Source organism: Rheinheimera hassiensis (assembly GCF_022436675.1).
GTDB lineage: Bacteria > Pseudomonadota > Gammaproteobacteria > Enterobacterales > Alteromonadaceae > Alishewanella > Alishewanella hassiensis.
The window spans coordinates 424,434-442,103 of the sequence record NZ_JAKUJZ010000001.1; the positions used below are offsets into that span (position 1 = coordinate 424,434).

The 17,670-nt window shown below is 49.9% G+C and carries 16 protein-coding genes; 4 read left to right on the forward strand and 12 right to left on the reverse strand.

Annotated features, from left to right (window positions below; all coding sequences use genetic code 11):
* Positions 1-349: 349 nt before the first annotated feature.
* Genes ilvD through ilvG form a run of 3 tightly spaced genes read right to left on the reverse strand, consistent with a single transcriptional unit; the run spans position 350 to position 4,158 of the window.
* Positions 350-2,200, reverse strand: a complete 1,851-nt coding sequence (ilvD, locus tag MJX74_RS01850) for a dihydroxy-acid dehydratase (RefSeq protein WP_240220372.1) — start codon at positions 2,198-2,200, stop codon at positions 350-352.
* Positions 2,201-2,251: 51 nt separating this feature from the next.
* A complete protein-coding gene (ilvM, locus tag MJX74_RS01855; protein ID WP_240220374.1) occupies positions 2,252-2,506 on the reverse strand; it encodes an acetolactate synthase 2 small subunit in 255 nt (84 codons plus the stop codon).
* The gene (gene ilvG, locus MJX74_RS01860; protein WP_240220376.1) at positions 2,503-4,158 is read right to left on the reverse strand and encodes an acetolactate synthase 2 catalytic subunit; all 1,656 of its coding nucleotides are present in this window, start codon (positions 4,156-4,158) and stop codon (positions 2,503-2,505) included. Before ilvG ends, ilvM begins: the two co-directional genes overlap by 4 nt.
* Before the next feature lie 585 nt (positions 4,159-4,743).
* On the opposite strand from ilvG, the gene MJX74_RS01865 reads away from it, so the two are divergent.
* Positions 4,744-5,004 carry a DUF1289 domain-containing protein gene (locus tag MJX74_RS01865; protein ID WP_240220377.1) on the forward strand — a complete coding sequence of 87 codons (261 nt, stop codon included), beginning with the start codon at positions 4,744-4,746 and terminating at the stop codon, positions 5,002-5,004.
* 84 nt (positions 5,005-5,088) lie between these two features.
* Here MJX74_RS01865 and MJX74_RS01870 read toward each other — a convergent pair whose 3' ends face one another.
* Positions 5,089-6,942 carry an Lnb N-terminal periplasmic domain-containing protein gene (locus MJX74_RS01870; RefSeq protein WP_240220378.1) on the reverse strand — a complete coding sequence of 618 codons (1,854 nt, stop codon included), beginning with the start codon at positions 6,940-6,942 and terminating at the stop codon, positions 5,089-5,091.
* A 66-nt stretch (positions 6,943-7,008) separates the two neighbouring features.
* Complete coding sequence (locus MJX74_RS01875; RefSeq protein ID WP_240220379.1) at positions 7,009-7,494, reverse strand: DUF3015 family protein; 486 nt, start codon at positions 7,492-7,494, stop codon at positions 7,009-7,011.
* 340 nt (positions 7,495-7,834) lie between these two features.
* On the opposite strand from MJX74_RS01875, the gene MJX74_RS01880 reads away from it, so the two are divergent.
* The 3 genes from MJX74_RS01880 to MJX74_RS01890 are packed head-to-tail and all read left to right on the forward strand — an operon-like array spanning position 7,835 to position 9,549.
* A complete protein-coding gene (locus tag MJX74_RS01880) occupies positions 7,835-8,518 on the forward strand; it encodes a CsgG/HfaB family protein (protein WP_240220380.1) in 684 nt (227 codons plus the stop codon).
* 10 nt (positions 8,519-8,528) lie between these two features.
* The gene (locus MJX74_RS01885) at positions 8,529-8,873 is read left to right on the forward strand and encodes a DUF4810 domain-containing protein (protein ID WP_240220381.1); all 345 of its coding nucleotides are present in this window, start codon (positions 8,529-8,531) and stop codon (positions 8,871-8,873) included.
* Between the two features lies 1 nt (position 8,874).
* Complete coding sequence (locus MJX74_RS01890) at positions 8,875-9,549, forward strand: DUF799 domain-containing protein (protein WP_240220382.1); 675 nt, start codon at positions 8,875-8,877, stop codon at positions 9,547-9,549.
* Between the two features lie 45 nt (positions 9,550-9,594).
* Here the strand turns inward: MJX74_RS01890 and rsuA are convergent, their stop codons facing one another.
* From rsuA to cysG, 7 genes are all read right to left on the reverse strand, one after another.
* A complete protein-coding gene (gene rsuA / locus MJX74_RS01895; protein ID WP_240220384.1) occupies positions 9,595-10,290 on the reverse strand; it encodes a 16S rRNA pseudouridine(516) synthase RsuA in 696 nt (231 codons plus the stop codon).
* Positions 10,291-10,479: 189 nt separating this feature from the next.
* Positions 10,480-11,241, reverse strand: a complete 762-nt coding sequence (gene cysQ / locus MJX74_RS01900) for a 3'(2'),5'-bisphosphate nucleotidase CysQ (RefSeq protein ID WP_240220386.1) — start codon at positions 11,239-11,241, stop codon at positions 10,480-10,482.
* A gap of 285 nt (positions 11,242-11,526) precedes the next feature.
* Entirely contained in the window at positions 11,527-12,126 is a 600-nt protein-coding gene (cysC, locus tag MJX74_RS01905) for an adenylyl-sulfate kinase (protein ID WP_240220388.1), read from the reverse strand.
* A 13-nt stretch (positions 12,127-12,139) separates the two neighbouring features.
* A complete protein-coding gene (locus MJX74_RS01910; RefSeq protein ID WP_240220390.1) occupies positions 12,140-13,861 on the reverse strand; it encodes an SLC13 family permease in 1,722 nt (573 codons plus the stop codon).
* The gene (gene cysN / locus MJX74_RS01915) at positions 13,861-15,315 is read right to left on the reverse strand and encodes a sulfate adenylyltransferase subunit CysN (protein WP_240220392.1); all 1,455 of its coding nucleotides are present in this window, start codon (positions 15,313-15,315) and stop codon (positions 13,861-13,863) included. The genes MJX74_RS01910 and cysN overlap by 1 nt, the downstream gene beginning before the upstream one ends.
* Positions 15,315-16,226 (reverse strand): sulfate adenylyltransferase subunit CysD, encoded by a 912-nt coding sequence (gene cysD / locus MJX74_RS01920; protein ID WP_240220394.1) that lies wholly within the window; start codon positions 16,224-16,226, stop codon positions 15,315-15,317. Before cysD ends, cysN begins: the two co-directional genes overlap by 1 nt.
* Before the next feature lie 10 nt (positions 16,227-16,236).
* Complete coding sequence (gene cysG, locus MJX74_RS01925) at positions 16,237-17,658, reverse strand: siroheme synthase CysG (RefSeq protein ID WP_240220396.1); 1,422 nt, start codon at positions 17,656-17,658, stop codon at positions 16,237-16,239.
* Positions 17,659-17,670: the final 12 nt, after the last annotated feature.

Sequence of the window (17,670 nt, forward strand, 5' to 3'; positions counted from 1 at the left end):
AGCCGGACTGTATAGCGGGCTCGTGTTTTTCAGTTCCATCTACTTCAAGCACGCGCCAGCCTGCAAATCCAGCTCCAGCTCACGGCAAGGAAATGCTCTTTTCGCCGCCTTCAACAGCACTTCCCTGTGCTGTCTCAGCCTCCGCGGCATCCATGCCGCTGCTGCAAGAGCACACCTTGCCCATCGCCTATCGTCTTGCTGCTTGTGCCATCCGGCAAGCTTCAGTTTCAAGCGAAGACAGGTAACAGCTAAGCGGGGCGTCTCCAGCAGGGATGCTGGAGAGGAGCCTATAGGGACATATTTACGGCGTCCCCGCGTGTTGTTACCTGTCGTAGCCTGCAACTCAGGTTTATTCTTCAAGTTTCGACAAATCCCGCACTGCGCCCTTATCAGCACTGCTTGCCAGCAGGGCGTAGGCCTTCAAAGCAGAGCTGACAACGCGTTGGCGGTTCTCTGGCTTCCAACCCTGCTTGCCTTTGGCATCCATCGCTACACGGCGCCGCGCCAGTTCGTCATCGCTGATAGCAATACCGATTTTGCGCTTGGGAATATCAATCTCAATTTTGTCGCCTTCCTGCACCAGCGCGATAGCGCCGCCGCTGGCAGCTTCCGGTGACACATGGCCAATCGATAACCCCGAAGTGCCGCCGGAGAAGCGGCCATCGGTGATCAAGGCACAAGCTTTACCCAGCCCCATCGATTTTAAGTAGCTGGTGGGGTACAGCATTTCCTGCATACCCGGCCCGCCTTTGGGGCCCTCATAGCGGATAATTACCGCATCGCCGGCCACTACCTTGCCTTTTAATATCGCTTCTACCGCATCATCCTGGCTTTCAAACACCCGGGCGCGGCCGCTAAATACCAGGTTTTCTGGCTCTACCCCGGCAGTTTTTACAATACAGCCCTGCGGTGCCAGGTTACCAAACAGTACAGCCAGGCCGCCGTCTTGCGAATAGGCGTGTTCTTTACTGCGGATACAACCTTCTACGCGATCATCGTCGACACTGGGGTAACGGCAGTTTTGTGAAAATGCCTGCGTAGTGCGGATACCGGCCGGGCCGGCGGCGTAAAACTGCTGCACTTCAGTTGAAGGGCTGGTTTTAAGATCCCACTGCTCCAACACAGCGGCCAATGAGCTACCGGACACATGCGGCGTATCAGGGTTTAACAAACCGGCACGGTTTAGCTCGGCTAAAATACCGATAACGCCACCGGCGCGGTGTACATCTTCCATATGGTACTTTTGTGTTGACGGCGCTACCTTACATAAATGTGGCACTATGCGCGATAAACGGTCGATATCGGCCATGGTAAAGTCAACTTCGGCCTCTTGCGCAGCAGCCAGTAAATGCAGCACGGTGTTGGTAGAACCGCCCATGGCAATGTCCAGCATCATGGCGTTTTCAAAGGCGGTTTTATTGCCGATACTGCGTGGTAAAGCACTGGCATCATCATTTTTATACCAGCGATTGCACAGCTCCATAATTCTGAAGCCAGCCTGCACAAATAAGTCTTTACGATCAGCATGGGTCGCTAACAGCGAACCGTTACCCGGCTGACCCAAGCCTAAAGCTTCCACTAAACAGTTCATTGAGTTGGCGGTAAACATACCGGAGCAGCTGCCGCACGTCGGGCAAGCGCTGCGCTCAATTTGCTCGCTGTCGCTGTCGGTTACTTTAGGGTCGGCTGCCGACACCATCGCATCAACTAAATCGAGCTTAATAATTTGATCCGACAGCTTGGTTTTACCCGCTTCCATCGGCCCGCCGGAGACAAAAATAGCCGGTACGTTTAAGCGCATCGCCGCCATTAACATGCCCGGAGTGATTTTATCGCAGTTAGAAATGCACACCATGGCATCGGCGCAGTGGGCGTTGACCATATATTCTACCGAGTCGGCAATCAGCTCGCGCGATGGCAGGCTGTACAACATACCGCCATGGCCCATGGCAATGCCGTCATCTACCGCTATGGTATTGAATTCTTTCGCGATGCCGCCGGCATCTTCAATGCTTTTTGCCACCAGCTTGCCCAAGTCACGCAGGTGCACATGGCCCGGCACAAATTCACAAAATGAGTTTACTACGGCAATAATCGGCTTACCAAAATCGGTGTCTTTTACGCCGGTGGCACGCCACAGTGCGCGGGCACCTGCCATATTGCGGCCTTCGGTAACGGTGGCGGATCTTAACTTTGGCATTGCGGTACTCCGTGTATTCGGTAAATAAAAAAGTATAGGGTTAAACCAGCATTAAGCACTTAGTACTGCCAACTCGGCACCGGCCAGCTCCAGTTGCTGAATATCGTACAGTTTATGCAACTGGCTGGTTAATAAGTGAATTGGCTTATCACTGCTAACAGTTAAGGTAATGCTTAAGCTTCGCGCATCATTGCGCGGGGTCAGCTCTAACCCGGCCAGTTCGTAGCCGCGGTAGCGGGTAACCTGTAACAGGCGCTCTACCACGGCCGGGGTGTTTGTTGCGGTGATATTCAGTACGTGGTTCATGCTTTTAGCTCCGTGATCATCTCTTGATTAGCGGCACCCGGCGGTACTAGTGGCCAGACGTTGTCTTTATCGTCAATACATACATGCAGTAAATAAGGCCCAGGCCAGGTAAACATGGCTTCCAGTGCGCTTTCTACCTCGTCTTTACGCGTAATGCAGTGGCCGGGGATGGCAAAAGCGGCCGCCAGCGCGACAAAATCCGGGTTGTCAGATAAGTCGGTTTCGCTGTAACGCTCGTTAAAAAACAGCTGTTGCCACTGCTTCACCATGCCCAGCCGCTGGTTATCAACAATGACAATTTTTACCGGTAAGCGAAAACGCTTGATGGTCGCCAGCTCTTGTACATTCATCATAAAAGAGCCGTCACCGGATACCGTGATTACCGTATCCTGCGACCGGGCTAACTTAGCGCCTATCGCCGCCGGTAAACCAAAACCCATAGTGCCCAGGCCGCCGCTGGATAAATGATTACGCGGGCTGCTAAAGCGCATATGCTGTGCCACCCACATCTGGTGCTGGCCGACATCACAGCACACTACGCTGTTGTCCGGCATGCGGTCGCTTAATTGTTTTAACATCAGCGGCGCATAGATGCGCTCTCCCGGGTGATCATAGCGCCAGCCGTATTGCTGCTTTAACTGCGCACACTGATCCAGCCAATCGGCGCAGTTTGTGCCGACTGTCATTGCCGGTAATATCTGCTTCATATCGCCCAGCAGCGCTACATTGGCAAAACGCACCTTGTTAATTTCGGCCGGGTCAATATCAACGTGGATCACCTTGGCCAGCGGTGCAAACTTTTGCAGGTTGCCGGTTACCCTGTCATCAAAACGGGCGCCTAAACAGATTAGTAAATCGCACTGCTGTACGGCTAAATTCGCTGCCTGGGTGCCATGCATACCCAACATGCCCAGATAATGCGCGTTGTCTTTGGCTACCGATCCCATGGCTTTCAATGTGGTAACCGACGGCATAGTGTTAGCGGCCAGAAACTGCTGCAGCTGCGGCATTGCGCCGGCCATATGCACGCCACCGCCGATATAGGCCATCGGCTTTTTCGCCGCAGCGATTAAGGCGCGGGCTTTAGCGGCATTGGCCAGCGAGGTATTTACTGGTGCCACCTTTGCTGTTGAAGCATTCTCTGGCTGATAATCAATTTCTGCCAATTGCACGTCTTTAGGGATATCAACCAGCACCGGACCCGGGCGGCCGCTTTGGGCAATAGCAAAGGCCTCGTGCAGGGTTGCGGCCAGCTCTTCTACGCTGCGCACCATAAAGCTGTGTTTGGTCACCGCCAGGCTTAAACCCAGTACATCAATTTCCTGAAACGCATCGGTGCCCATCACTGCTTGCGATACCTGACCGGTAATGGCTACTACCGGTACTGAGTCCAGCATGGCATCGGCCAGCGAAGTGATAAGGTTAGTTGCACCCGGGCCAGAGGTGGCCATACACACGCCAACCTTGCCGGAAGCGCGGGCGTAGCCAATGGCCGAGAACGCACCGCCCTGTTCATGCCGGCACAGGTAGTGCTTAACCTCGCTTTGATACAGGGCATCGTAAATCGGCATAATAGCGCCACCGGGGTAGCCGAATATGGTATCGACCCCGTGTTGCTGCAGCACCTGTAGTACCAACTCTGCGCCTTTCATGTTCTGTCCTCTTGCCTTGTTTAACTTTTCTAATGCCCTGAAACGACAAAACCCCCGGTCCTTGCGGAGCGGGGGTTTTGTTGGATTTCGCTTTTTACGCTACTTTTTTTCCAAAACACCGCCCCCGCGGAGATTAATAATCACCACGACCACGAGGACAATAATGTTCAGAACAGTAGCTAAACGCATAATTTGATTCTTACTTATCTGCTTGGTTGAAATCTGTATTTGTTATTTAGCGCTTTTTAGCAGCGCAATTGGCTAATAGAAATAGCCGTCTATCAGTCTGAAGTCAACTTGTTTTTGCGATCTGCTAAAAAATAGTCAATTAGGTAACAGCCACATCGAAGTGAGAATCGGCTTACACTAAACCAACCGTTGCAGGCCAGGATGCTGACAAATTCGCCCGGAGCGAATTTGAACAGCTCTGCTGGTCCGCAGGATAAACTTCATGGATGAAGTTTATAATCGAGCCTACAGGGACGTATTTACGGCGTGTTGGTGTGTGTAAACCGGTTCGATAGTTTGCACCTGTAGTGATAGGCAACGTACACTTAAGTTATTCGTTAGTCAGCGTGGTGGCCTGTGGATCAGTTAGAGCTGTTTGAACTGCCCAATCCCTGTATCGGTGTGTGCCAGAGCAACAGCCGCGGCTACTGCATTGGCTGCTTGCGCTCACGCGATGAGCGCTTTAACTGGCACGCCAAGCCGGTGGAAGAGCGCGCACATATCTTAAAACTGCTAAGCCAGCGTCGGGCCAGATTAAACGCCAAAGCTAAAAAGGATAACGACTCACCAACAAGTGGCGAGTCGCTGGAGTTGTTTTCAAACAAGTCCCGTATTTAGCGTATTGCCGCATTGAGCATTGCTATGCAGAACAGATATTTCATAGATAATATTTCCAACAAAATAAATGCAACAAAAGTATCACTACCAGTAAAAGCTATAAGCCAACGTCAATTCCGTTTCTTTTTTTCGTTGTATCCCTAAACGGATATCAGCACCTTGCCAAGTGCCAAAACGGTGCTGCCAGCTATACCAATTCATATGCTCAGCATTGCCGGAAATATAAAAACGGCGCCCGGCTTCAAGCTGCATGCGCCACCACGGCGTAATATCAGCCACCACCCCTAGCCTTGGCTGCAAAGATACCATACCTGTTTGCTCAGTATTGCTATGCAAGCTACCGTCTGTTAGGACATAAGCCAGGACGTTATCAGCCAACATCTGTGCTTTGCCTAAGCCTGCCGTAAACTGCGGAGCCAGACAATCATCACAGGCAAGATGTTGTGGCGCGTAAGCTATATTAATCTTCCAGGCATAACCGCCATCTCCGGGTAATCCTGTTTTGCCCAGATTCATATTTTCGATATTCAGCAGTTCAAAGCGCTGTAAATCAACTTCACCGTCATAACGCAACGTTACGTCAAACATCGACAACGCTGAATACGGTGCTCGACCAGCATCGGCAGTCAACAGATCATAATAAGCAGCGCGAAACCTCAGTTGTACAGCATTATTTGCTGTGTTTTTCTGCACGGCACTTAGCTGCAGCATAGAGGGAAGTGTGCCTGAGTGCGGAGGTGTCGCATTGTTATTTGCAGAGGTAGTTAATTCAGTTACCGGCAATGCAAGCCTGGCTTTTAGTAAGCGCTGTTTTGAATCATCGGAAAACAAAGCATGCTCATTGATCCGTAAAAATTCCAGATAATCAAACAACATCTCTAACACTTCACTTTGCTGCTTAGCGGTTAACAGAGCGTAGGCATCTGAATGAACCAAAAAGCCTGCATCAATAATAGCGCTGGCAACATTACGTTGGTCGGTATTCAGTTCCAGAAAACGCTGATGAAAACGTTGCTGGCGCGATGGATGGTGGATAACACGCTGCACTAATGGGGTATCGTTATGTTGTATCTCTGATAAACGATGAAATACGGTAACCGGCATAGCCCAAAGTTGGCGTTTGCTGATCAACTCTTTATCGATAACCAGTTCCAACAATTCTGCCATGCGATAGGCGCAGTTTTGTTTCAAAAAAAAGTATTTATAGTCCCGCCCTATGAGCTCCCAGGCATGAAATACCAATTGTTGCACCTGCTCTGGTTCAAGCTGTAGCTGATACTCCCATAAGTCTCGTAATTCTGCCTCACCATAAGTCTGTACGTTTTTATAAAACAGGCCATGCGAAAACACTGCTTTATAACCACCAAACAAACCCTTGGCGATGTACACCAGCGGATGCTCTGCGTCTGGCACGGCCGCGCCAAAGTTAAGGCTTTGCTGTTGTAAAATATTTTTATTCTGGTTACTGCTATTTAATTTTAGAAGAATATGGCCATAAAAAGAGGCAGGATTGCCAAGGTAACCACTGGCAAATACTGCGCTAACTGAGCTTATTTGTTGCTGATCTGTCCAGCTATTAAATAATGGGCAGCTAACCGCCGGCGCATTTGTAAACTCATTAGGTAAATGCCGCTTTAGCCAGTGAAAACGGGCGATAAAACGACACTGCGCGTGGCTGTTTAGATCTTCACTTACTGCAGCATTTAGCTGCTGCACAGTAGCACGTAACTCGGCGTAAGGATTGCGGGCACCATCAGGAGCCAGAAAAAATCCAACATCAACAATTTCGCTGTGCTCAGCGCCCTTAGGGAAATGCAGTAAAGCGCGCCAGTATGGCTCATCGGCTAACTCTTTGAAGCTTTTTACCGGTTCAGCAACAGTGCGAAAACCACTGCACAGTAAAATACTAAGTAACAAGATACGGAGACAACACCACATAATTTACAGCCAGCAAAATGAGAAAACCCGCGATTAGGCGGGTTTAAAAGCACTAATAAAACTAAATTAGATAACCTGGCACTGAGCGACAAACTGACCTGATGTTTTATCTTCCAGTTGCAGATAGTAAGCCTCAGCTTTAGCATTGTTATTAACTGCAGAAACATCTAAATCAACACGCACGGCATTGATAATAGCTTGGTGAACAGTTGCCTCACAACCCATCATATTTAACATCGCAGTCAGGTGCTGCCCATTACCTACCACAGTTTCTTCTTCGATGTTAACAATGCTGTCATTGATAAACTGTGCAGCGGCGACTTTTGCACCTTCACATGAGTCTTGTGAACTAATGTTTGAAGATACCGCCGTAGTACCTAAGTCCCAAATGATATTAGAAATAGCGGCAGCAGCGCCGTTATCATTAAAAATCATCGCGCCGATACCGCATTGCTTCCATGGATTTAGTTTTTGTTGCGCTTGCGCGGCAGGTGCAACAGCTAAAGACACTACAACAACAGCAGCAGCTGCGGCAACTAAAGATATTTTCATAAAATCTCCATATTTTTTATTTTTATTGCAACTTAAGTTGCGTAGCGAAGCTATGATAAAACGGTACAAAACTCAAGAGTCTTAAAAAAAAATTATAAACCCTAGTTTTTTCGTAGCTGGCCCTTCAAGCCAGATCAACGCAGCAGCCAGCCAACTCCGCCACACCACAGCAGCTACTTGTATTTTGCCGCCCTCTTTTAAATATTTTTTTACTCATTAAATTCCATTTCAAGTTTTTAGCTTAATGATATTATGCGGTTGGTAACGGTTACTAATGAACAGTTTGTGTTAACGCTGTGCAGGTGCTGTTGCAACTATTATTTCTACCAAGGAACGCAAAATGATTAGAAATTTAGATAAAAAAGTTCTAACTGTTGTGATGGCAGGTGTTGCAGCCTCTTTAATTTCTGGCTGCGCGACAACATCATCTAAAGTAGTTGAAACGCCCACAGTTGCCAGTTACGGCACTAGTTATAGTGGTGCAAAAAGTAAATTGGTGATCGGCCAATTTGTGAACCGCTCAAATTTCCAGAATGGCATCTTTTCCAATGGTGTCGATATGCTGGGCAATCAGGCTAAAACAACGTTGATCAGTCATCTGCAACAAACCAATCGGTTTAGTGTAATGGACCGCGACAATATGCAACTACTGTCTGGTGAGGCCGGACTTTCCGGTGTGCAGCAGTCAATAAAAGGTGCTCGTTATGTGGTTACCGGTGATGTCACTGAGTTTGGTCGTAAATCTATTGGCGACAGGCAGCTTTTCGGCTTGCTGGGCAAAGGCAAGTCGCAAATTGCCTACTCAAAGGTAACGTTAAACGTGGTTGATGTAACGACGTCTGAAGTGATCTATTCAGTTCAGGGAGCTGGCGAGTACAGTTTATCTGAGCGCGAAGTTATCGGCTTTGGTAGTACAGCAGGTTACGATGCAACATTAAATGGCAAAGTATTAGATTTAGCTATCCGTGAAGTCGTAAATAAACTGGTGACTGGCTTAGAGTCAGGCCAATGGCAGGCAGAATAGAGAACTAAAAATGAAAAAACTATTTGCTGTAACGGTAATGGTGTTGGCAGTATCCGCCTGTAAAACTACAGAACCTTTATACTACCACGGCGCTTACAATAAGGCGGTTTACGCTTATTTTAAAGCGGAAGACACCACGCTTGAAGAACAAATTAATATTCTGCAACAAACCATCCAGGCTGCGGCGAATGCAGGTAAGCCGATAGCTCCCGGTATTCATGCTCACCTTGGTTTATTGTATTTCGATAGTGGCAATGCTGATTTGGGCAAACAACAGTTCGAACAGGAAAAAGTGTTGTTTCCAGAGTCCGTTAAGTACCTAGACTTTTTATTAACATCGCGCCAAGGAGCTTGATATGAGCTGGTTAAAGTTTTGTCTGGCAGGCGCTGTAGTAATATTAACCGGCTGCGTCAGTGCACCACCGGCACACGACTACACTGCATTTCGTATTGCAGACCCGCACTCAGTGTTGATATTGCCGCCGATAAATAACACGGTTGAGGTTATTGCTCCTTACAGCCTGATGTCCCAGGTTCACCAGCCAATTGCTGAATCAGGTTACTATGTTTTCCCTGTAGCATTAGTTAATCAAACTTTCCGCAGTAATGGTCTGACTGAAGCTGCAGACATACATGCAGTACCTTTTCAAAAGATGTATGAAATTTTCGGTGCAGACACCGGTTTGTACATGACCATTGAAGAATATGGTACCAGCTACGTTATATTGTCCAGTGAAACGGTGGTAAAAGTGTCTGCCACTCTCGTAGACCTGCGTTCAGGCGTGGTGCTGTGGCAAGATATTGCCCGTGCGTCTTCAGCAGAACAGCGTGGCAACAGCGGCGGTGGTCTGGTTGGCATGTTAGTAGAGGCTGCGCTTAGTCAAATCATTGAAACCGTTACAGACCGTGGTTTTGACATAGCCGCGATTAGTGCAAACCGTCTACTGTTTGTTGAAGATCACAACGGCTTATTGTACGGCCCGAGATCGCCGAAATATGGCCAACCTGTACCTAGCGAAAAGAAGAAGTAATTTCTGCTGCGCTAATCCCAGAGAGCGGGGCTAAAACCCCGCTTTTTAACTACGCAGTAATTCAAGCTGCTGCTGGTTCAGGGCGCGATACTCGCCTTCAGCTAAATCATCTGGCAGTTGCAAGCCGCCGACTTTCTCGCGGTGCAGCCGCTCAACTTTATTACCAATAGCGGCAAACATACGCTTCACCTGGTGATAACGGCCTTCGTGGATGGTAAGCAGGGCTTCGGTTTCTCTGACTATTTCCAGCTGCGCCGGTAAGGTGGTGTTTTTCTCATTGCGCAGCATTACACCTTCAGAAAATTGCGCAATTGCGGCTGTAGGGATTGGGTCTGCAGTCCAGACGCGGTAGGTTTTAGCCACGTGATGTTTTGGGCTGCTGATGCGGTGCGACCATTGGCCATCATCGGTTATCAGCACTAAACCGGTGGTGTCTAAATCCAGCCGACCAACGGTGTGCAGCCGCTCGATTAATGGCTCATCCATTAAGGTAAATACCGTTGGGTGTTCCGGGTCTTCAGTAGAGCAAATATAGCCATCTGGCTTGTGCAGCATAAAGTAGCGCAAGCCAATTAGCTGCAATTGCTCGCCATCAAGGCTCACCACGTCACTGTCTTTTACCTGCAGCGCGGCTTGCTTTACCAGTTCACCGTTCATTGTTACTAATTTTTGCCGGATCACTTTACCGGCCTGACTGCGGGTTAAGCCGGTGCAGTCACATATAAATTTATCTAAACGCATAATTCACCTATAAATCCCCGTCCTACTTAAAGCTGCAGCGTTGTTGGCTGCGTTCGCTCACCCCAATCACATAGCATGTCTATGCTCATGGGGATTCATTCGCTTGCCGCCTAGCTACAACTTCAATTAGTTTGGGTATTTAGCTAGTGTAACCAAATTTGGCCAGTTCGTCGCTAACTCAGTGCCGTTTCACAGCGTTAGCGCAGACACGATAAAGTTAGGGTTGCGCAGGTTTTCACGCTGATACACTTTTTCGCTGATACCGTCGAAACTGACAGTGGCACCTGCTTCCAGCGCGATAATATGGCCGGCACCGGTGTCCCACTGCATAGTTGGGCCAAAACGCGGATAAACATCGGCGCTGCCATCGGCTACTAAACAAAACTTTAATGAGCTGCCAACCGGCACCATTTCGTGCTGCGCAAATTGCGCCAGATAACCGGCTAAATCCGGGCTGGGGTGGCTGCGACTGCCTACCACCCTCACGGTATTACCAGGTTTGGCAACCTGAATGGCACTCGTCTCGCCAGCAGCTTTAACAAAAGCGCCTTCGCTTTTAGCCGCGTAGTACGTTTTAGCCAATACCGGAGCATGAATAACACCCAGCACCGGCTCGCCGTTATCAATCAGCGCGATATTGACGGTAAATTCGCCGTTGCGCTTAATAAACTCTTTGGTGCCATCCAATGGGTCAACCAGCCAGTAACGCTGCCAGTTTTGGCGGATGTCCCAGCTGATATCAGCGGCTTCTTCTGACAGTATTGGCAGCTCTGGTGTCAGTGCCGTTAAGGCTTTTACAATCAGTTGATGCGCAGCTAAATCGGCTGCTGTCAGCGGTGAGTCATCGGCCTTGCCGGTGATATTAAAGGCGGCATTGTCTTGCTGATATACCTCGAGGATCGCCTGACCGGCTTGTTCTGCTATGTCGATAATCGCAGGTAAATAGTTCATGTAAGTAACCTTTTCTATTGTGGGGCATTACACCTGAAGATCCAGCGCAGACAGCTAACAGCTAAGCGGGGCGTCTCCAGCAGGGATGCCGGAGAGGAGCCTATAGGGACATATTTACGGCGTCCCCGAGTGCTGTTAGCTGTCGAAGCTTTCAGCTCAGACGTAAACTCAGCGACAAGGCAATACTTTCTTCGCCGCCTTCAACAGCACATCCCTGTGCTGTCTCAGCCTGCGCGGCATCCCTGCCGCTGCTGCGAAAGTACACCTTGTCACTGTGTCTGGGTGTCAGTTTATAATTTGTCTTTGCTTTAGCAACGCCAGTAACTGTTGCACGCTATCTTCCAGCGATGTTACTGAGGTGTCCAACACCAAATCGGCAGCTTCGGGTGCCTCGTACGGGTCTGAAATACCGGTAAAGTGGCTGATTTGCCCGGCGCGGGCTTTTTTGTACAAGCCTTTTACATCGCGCTGTTCGCATACTTCCAGCGGGGTGGCGATATGCACTTCAATAAACTTGCCCGATGGAATAAGGCTTTTTACCAGTTCACGTTGACTACGGTACGGCGAAATAAAGGCGCTTAATACCAGCAAGCCGGCATCAACCATTAAGCCTGCCACCGCGCCAACACGGCGCAGGTTTTCGGTTCTGTCCTCGGCGCTAAAACCTAAATCAGCGCATAAACCGTGGCGCACATTGTCACCATCAAGCAAGTAGGTATGTTTGCCCTGTGTGGCCAAAGCCTGCTCCAGCGCATTGGCCACACTGGATTTGCCCGAGCCGGATAAACCGGTAAACCAGATCACCGCACTTTGGTGGCCAAATAAAGTCTGGCGTTGCGCGGCGTTAACATCATGTTGTTGCCATTTAATATCGTTATGTGTCATTGCTCTTCATCACTTAAAACGGATAAATCAGCGGTAAAAATATCAATACTACCGCACTGTATACCAACGCCATCGGTACGCCGAGACGAATATAATCACGCAACTGGTAATTACCGGCCGAAAACACCATCAAGTTAGTTTGATAACCAAACGGCGAAATAAAACTGGCCGAAGCGCCAAAAGCCACCGCCATAAAAAATGGTACCGGGTCTACCCCCAGGTTTTGCGCTATGGCATAGGCAATAGGAAACGTCAGCGCGGCGGCGGCATTATTGGTTACCAGCTCGGTAAACAGCCAGGTGGCAACAAATACGGCTACCAGTGCACCGTAAGCTCCACTGCCATCAACCAGCATGATCAAACCATCGGCTACCTGGCCGGCAACCCCGGTTTGGATCATCAGTTGCGCCAAACCAATGGCCGAGCCCACAATTAGCCATAGCTCCAGCGGAAAGCGGTTTTTAATTTCATTTACCGTTACCGCACTACCGGCAACATACGCCAGTAGCAGCACCGGCAGGCTTTTAATCAACGGCACTATAGCGAAAATAGACAGCGCCAGCGCCGTCACAAAACTAAGCAATACCCAATGGCTGCGTTTTTTTGACAGCGGCGTAGAAATAGATAAACCATTAACGTAAATAAACTCCTGGCTAAGCTGATGCTGGCCGGGAAAATGTTTACCCACCGATAAAATTAATACATCACCGGCATGCAGCACCAGATCGCCCAAGCCGCCTTGCAGCCGCTCATGGCCGCGGCGCACAGCAATGACTACTGCATCGTACTCATGGCGAAAACGAATTTGTTTTAAACTTTTGCCCACTAGGCGCGAGCTGTAGCTAAGTACGGCCTCAAGCAATTCGCCCTGCTGCTGATCCTGACGCAGCAGTTCTAAACCGGGAAATTGTTGTAAGCGCGATACGGCCTCCAGATCGCCGACAAAGCGCAGTTCGTCACCGGCTTCAATTACTGTCTCCGGCGTTACCGGGCAGATACGCTGCGGACCGCGCTGAATTTCGGCCAAAAACAAGGCCTGTAACTCACGCAACTGGTTTTGCTCTACGCTTTTGGCAATTAACTGGCTGTCGCTACGCACATGGGCGGTAAGATAATAGGGTGCGGCCTGGCTGGCATTTTTGCTGTTATCAGGCAGCCAGTGACTGCCGATCACCAGTACTATGGTACCTGCTGTCAGCACCAAAGCGCCAAGCAGGGTAAAGTCAAAAAAGCCCAGCAGAGGTTCACCGCTTTGTTCAACAAAGCCGTTAACGATAAGGTTGGTTGAGGTGCCAATCAGCGTTAGCATGCCACCGAGAATAGCGCTGTACGACAACGGCAACAACAATTTGGACGCGGCAAAATGGTTATGATGCCTAAGCGATGACATCAGTGTAGATACCACCGCCGTGTTGTTAATAAAAGCCGACATCAGCGCACTGGATAAACTTAAGCGGGCAATAACACTGCTTAAACGCTTGCCTGCAAAGCCTCGACTGAGCCAGCTAACCAATTGTGACTTCTCAATGCCAATTGACACCATTAGCAGCAATAGCAGCGTAATAAGCGACGGATTGGCGAAGTTTTGCAACGCACTTTCCAGCGGCAACCAACCCAGCAAATAACTCAGCAGCAGGGCACCGCCAAACCACTGTGCCGGTGAGCGTTTGCTGAGTACCAGCCCCGCCACCAGCGCCAGTAGCAGTGCGATTACACCATACTGCTGATACGGCATTATTGTTCTTCCTTATCCAACCCTGCCTTAAATAGCTCACGCACGTCCTGCGCACCCCAGTGTGGAAAGTGCTTGCGGATCAGTGCATTCAGTTCCAGCTCAAAAGCGCTGATATTAGTGCTGGCGGCTTTTTCTTCTGCCAATACATTCTGAATTAACCCGGCCGCGACGGTAGCATTGGTTAAGCGGTCGATCAGAATAAAGTTACCGGTGCCGGGTTGGGTTCTGAAGGTATCCAGCGGCAAAGTTTCGGTTAATTCCAGCTCTACCAGCGCAATATCGTTCATCGCTACCTGCTCTGCCGCTTCCTGCGCCAGTGTATTAATATTTACCTTATGGTTTAGCCGGTTAATGCTGACACTGCTTTTTCGCGTCGCCAGTTTTAAATCGTAAAGCCTGCCGGTTTGCAGCGGCTGGTCGTTAAACCACACTACATAGGCCAGCGCACGGTTGCTTAAATTGACAGTGTTATCCGACGGCACCAGCCAGTCGCCACGGCTGATATCAATTTCATCGTTCAGCGTTAATGTGATGGCTTCACCAGCAGTGGCTGATGGCTGTTCACCGGCAAAGCTGACAATTTGCTTAATGGTGCTCTTTTTACCTGACGGATAGGCAGTAACGGCCTGGCCAACAGCTAAACGGCCGCTAACCAGAGTACCGGCAAAACCACGAAAATCCAGATCTGGCCTATTAACATACTGCACCGGGAACCGTGTTGCAGCACCACCGCGCTGCGGTATTGGCAGAGTTTCCAGCAGTGGTAATAAGGCAGTGCCGGTGTACCACGGCATATTGGCCGACAGCGTTAAAATGTTTTCGCCTTTTAGTGCGCTGATCGGCACCACATCTACCGTTGGTACCTGCAATTGCGCCATCAGTGCCTGCACGTCCTGCACAATAGCGTTATAAATGTGCTCACTGTAGCCAACGATATCCATTTTATTAACGGCAACAATTAAATGCTTAATACCCAACAAAGCGCAGATGAAGCTGTGGCGCCGGGTTTGCGTTTGCACGCCGTAACGGGCGTCGATCAGCAAAATAGCGACATCTGAAGTAGAGGCGCCGGTGGCCATATTGCGGGTGTATTGCTCGTGGCCCGGTGTATCGGCCAGAATAAACTTGCGCTCGGTAGTAGAAAAATAACGGTAGGCCACATCGATGGTAATGCCCTGCTCACGCTCAGCCTGTAAACCGTCAACCAGCATCGCCAGCTCTAACTCGCCTTCACTGTTACGGCCTTTATGATCGCGCTTTAACGCATCCAGTTGATCATCGTACAACTGTTGGCTGTCGTGCAGCAGGCGGCCGATCAAGGTGCTTTTGCCATCGTCAACACTGCCGCAGGTAAGTACCCGTAGCAGGCCTTTGTCCTGATGCTGCTGTAAATAGCCGCGAATACCCAGGCTGTTTAATTGCTCGTTTAACGAGGTAACCAGAGATGATGACATTAGAAATAACCCTCGCGTTTTTTCAGTTCCATACCGGACTGATCCTGATCAATCACCCGGCCCTGGCGCTCCGATGTGCGGGCGCGCAGCATCTCTTCCACTATGCCTTCAAGCGTATCGGCGGTAGATTCAATAGCACCGGTCAGCGGATAACAGCCCAGGGTTCTGAAGCGTACCGATTTTAACTGCGGTGTTTCACCCGGTTCCAGTGGCATACGTTCGTCATCTACCATAATCAGGGTGCCGTTACGCTCAACAACCGGCCGTGGCTTGGCTAAATACAGCGGTACTATGTCGATATTTTCCTGCAGGATATACAGCCAAATATCCAGCTCTGTCCAGTTTGACAGCGGAAACACGCGGATACTTTCGCCTTCGTTAATGGCACCGTTGTAGATATTCCACAGCTCTGGCCGTTGGTTTTTCGGGTCCCAGCGGTGATGTTTGTCGCGAAACGAATACACCCGCTCTTTAGCGCGGGATTTTTCTTCATCGCGCCGCGCACCACCAAAGGCCGCGTCAAAGCCGTAGGCATTCAGCGCCTGTTTTAAGCCCTGGGTTTTCATAATGTCGGTGTGCTTGGCACTGCCATGAATAAAGGGATTAATATTCATCGCTAAGCCTTCCGGGTTTTTATGCACCAGCAGCTCAAAGTTGTACTGTTTGGCTAAGCGATCGCGAAACTCGATCATCTCGCGGAATTTCCAGTTGGTATCCACGTGCAACAACGGAAACGGAATTTTACCCGGCGCAAAGGCTTTGCGGGCTAAATGCAGTAATACTGATGAGTCTTTACCGATTGAATACAGCATGACCGGTTTTTTAAACTCGGCGGCCACTTCACGGAAAATGTGAATACTTTCCGCTTCCAGCTGCTGTAGATGTGACAAAGTGCCTGCTACTTCAGACATATTATGATCCTCATTCCATCTGGGTAATGGTCTGGCTGAACACCGCAGTTTGCGGCCGTTTACCAAACCAATGTAAGTCCTGCTGCAAGCTTACCACTTCGCCAATAACTAGCAAAGCAGGTGAACCGAGCTGGTAGTGCGCAATAAGTTGCGCCAGTTGATCCAGGCTGCCGGTAACCACCCGCTGCTCGCTGCGGGTACCGTTTTCAATAATGGCTACCGGCGTGCGGCCACTGCGCCCGGCGCTAATCAGCTGTTGTTGAATATGGGCGGCTTTCATTAACCCCATATAAATTACCAGTGTCTGGTTAGCTTTACTCATGCTGTGCCAATCCGGCTCGCTGCCATCCGGCCGGCAATGGCCGGTCACAAACTGTACACTTTGCGCATGATCGCGGTGGGTTAGCGGTATACCGGCATACGCCGCACAACCGGCGGCAGCGGTAACACCCGGCACCACCTGAAAGGCGATGTTATGCGGTATCAGCGCCTGAATTTCCTCGCCGCCACGGCCAAAAATAAAGGGATCACCGCCTTTTAAGCGGCAAACCTTTTTCCCGGCCAGGGCTAAATCAATCAATAGTTGGTTAGTATCCTGCTGCGGCACTGAGTGATCGCCGGCTTTTTTGCCCACGCAAATGCGCTCGGCATCGCGCCGTACCAACTCCATAATGGGTGCCGACACTAAGTAGTCGTACACCACTACATCAGCCTGCTGCATCAGTTGCAGGGCTTTTAACGTCAGCAATTCCGGATCACCGGGACCGGCACCCACTATATAAACCTCACCGGCTTGTTGCTGTGGCTGGTCCAGCAGTTGCTGCAGGCGTTGTTCGGCGTTTTCAAGTTGGTTTGCCTGCACATCACGCACTACGTCTGAATCAAATACCTGCTCCCAAAACTGCCGCCGGGCGGCAAAACCGCTGATTTTGGCTTTTACCTTATGGCGAAAGCGACCAACTAATTCTGCCAATGGCCCTAAATGCTGTGGTAACAAAGTTTCTAGTTTTTCGCGCAAGCGCCGTGCCAGCACCGGGGCGGTGCCAAAGCTGGAGATAGCAATTAATATCGGGCTGCGATCGATAATCGACGGGAAGATAAAGCCGCATTTGGGCTGGTCGTCTACAGTATTCACCAGCATATTACGCGCCGTGGCGGCGTCATATACCGCGGCATTAACTGCATCAATATCGGTAGCAGCAATTACCAGTAACTTGCCATCCAGTAGCTCAGGGCTAAAGTAGCCATGGATTAATTCGGCCTGGCCTTGTTGCTGCCACTGCACAAACTCAGCAGCAAACTCCGGTGCGACTACGGTCAGTTTGGCACCGGCGCTTAACAGAGTACCGGCTTTGCGCAGCGCCACCGAGCCGCCGCCGACAATCAGCACCGGTTTATCGGTTAACTTTACAAATAAAGGTAAGTACTGCACACCAACTCCTGC